This window comes from Streptomyces sp. NPDC048248, assembly GCF_043201875.1.
GTDB lineage: Bacteria > Actinomycetota > Actinomycetes > Streptomycetales > Streptomycetaceae > Streptomyces.
In genome coordinates, this window is record NZ_JBICZL010000051.1 from 1 (window position 1) to 1,953 (window position 1,953).

Genomic DNA, 1,953 nt, shown 5'->3' on the forward strand with positions numbered 1-1,953 from the left:
CGATCAGGAAGTAACGGCTCAATTCGCGCCCACTGCGCGTCAGTCAACGGCACACCCGGACCAACGATCCGATGATCCGAACGAAACGCCCTAGCTCTCGTCCCAGTCCCCTCGCAGGGATGGTTCTCCAGCCCCAGATGCTGGCGTTCTGCCCTGATTCCTCGGCGGGTAAGAGCACCATGGAGTACACAGAACGAGGAGAGCACGTGATGAGCGACCAGCCTGACGACACTCCACCCGATTCTCACGCTGAGATCACTGCCAGCGTCACTGTCACCGGCAGTCGGGCAGCCCTCCTGCGTGACCTCGCGGCAGTCCTCGGCCGGACACCCGAGGCGCTCGCGATCGAATGGGCAGCCGGCGCACTGAAACTGCCCACCACCGCAGTCGCAGAGACACTCCCCCCAGACGACTGGGGACTCTTCGACGGCCCACCGGATCTAGCGGCACGCACTGACGAGCTGCTCCACCAGGAGCTCGACCGGTGACCACAGCACCACCATCGCCGTCGTCGACACTTGCGTATGGCTCGCTGCCTACAACCGGAAAGACGACCACCACGACGCCGCCGTCAATGCGCTCGCCACACCCCGTATCTTGGTCGTCTCCCCGCTGGTCCTTGACGAGCTCGACCACCTCCTGACGAGCCGTGCCGGCGAACACATCGCTGTCGAAGCCGTCACGCGCATCGGCGCACTCGCCCGGACCGGAGCCCTACAGATCGCCTCCGTCGATGGTCGCTTGCTCGGCGAGGCCGAGGCACTGATGCGCACCTACATGGGACACAAGCTCGGGCTCACAGACTGCGTCAACGCCGCCCTGGCCTGGCGCCTCAATCGCCCCGCGATCTTGTCGATGGACCACCACTACGCCGACGTCCTCGCACCCAGAACCCAGACCGAGGCACGCCTCGAAGTCATCCCTGGCCCTACCCGGTAGCGGTCTCCACGGGCAGTGGCTCCTTGCACGCGCGGGGACGGCCCGTGCCCACTCCCCTGCCGAGCCCGTTGCCGTTTTTGAGCACCGTCGGTAAACCACGACCTGTGCCAGGGTGGCGGGCATGGACTGGCAGTTCAAGAGCCCAGAACTCTGGGCGTTCCTGAAGTCGCTGCACCCCGGCGAGATCCTTTCCGGCACCGTCGCGGCGATCGAACAGTTCGGGGTCTTCGTGGACCTGGACGACGGACCTGGCCACCCCACCTTCCCCGGCGTCGGGTTCCTCACGATCCCCGAACTCTCCTGGCGACGCATCGACACTCCCACTGATGACGTCGAGGTCGGACAACGTGTCTCCTGCGAGTTCCTCGACTTCGACACCTACAACGCGGAGGCCAGGCTGTCCCTGCGCGTACTGCAGCACGACCCCTTCCATGCCTTCGCAGACCGCACCGTGGTGGGTCAGGCACTGCGAGGGACAGTCGTCAGGGTGCTTCCTTTTGGTGTCTTCGTCGACATCGGGGACGGAGTCGTCGGGCTGGTGCCCTTCAAAAAGGTCCACGGCAGACCTGCAGCCAGCCCACCAGAGGCCTTCCAGGCCGGCACCGAAATATCCGTCGTCGTCACTGCCGTGGAGTCGCTGCATCGGAGAGTGTTCCTCTCCAGGCCAGAGGAGCTGTGATGCCGGCCCGGTCGCGAGAGGCGCCGGGGCGTTCCGTTCTCACGCTGCTGGAAACCGGGCCTGTTTCACTACGCCGCGCTGCGCCGTGCCTTGCGTGGACAGGGCGTTTGCGGCCACCGCGATCATGGGCGCCTCCAACGGCGCGCCCGCGAGATAGGTCGGGAGCCCGCGCCCTGGCCGCACAGCATGCAGCGCGCCGACCCCAGCCTCAACGGCTGTCAGCGGCGCGCCCTATGCTCCTGGATCATGAGCAATAACCGACTGGGTGCCCTGCTGGAGGCCGGGTTCACCGACCGGCTGGGAGAGCGGGACCGGAAGCTGCTGGCACGCCGCGC

At 66.3% G+C, this 1,953-nt stretch carries 3 protein-coding genes; all 3 read left to right on the plus strand.

Going from position 1 to position 1,953, the window contains the following annotated elements:
• Positions 1-209 precede the first annotated feature (209 nt).
• The 3 genes from ACGFZW_RS38875 (at position 210) to ACGFZW_RS38885 (ending at position 1,618) form a co-directional block, all read left to right on the plus strand.
• Complete coding sequence (locus ACGFZW_RS38875) at positions 210-488, plus strand: hypothetical protein (protein ID WP_393898060.1); 279 nt, start codon at positions 210-212, stop codon at positions 486-488.
• Positions 489-501: 13 nt separating this feature from the next.
• The gene (locus ACGFZW_RS38880) at positions 502-939 is read left to right on the plus strand and encodes a type II toxin-antitoxin system VapC family toxin (RefSeq protein WP_393898062.1); all 438 of its coding nucleotides are present in this window, start codon (positions 502-504) and stop codon (positions 937-939) included.
• A 121-nt stretch (positions 940-1,060) separates the two neighbouring features.
• Complete coding sequence (locus ACGFZW_RS38885) at positions 1,061-1,618, plus strand: S1 RNA-binding domain-containing protein (RefSeq protein ID WP_393898061.1); 558 nt, start codon at positions 1,061-1,063, stop codon at positions 1,616-1,618.
• Positions 1,619-1,953 lie beyond the last annotated feature (335 nt).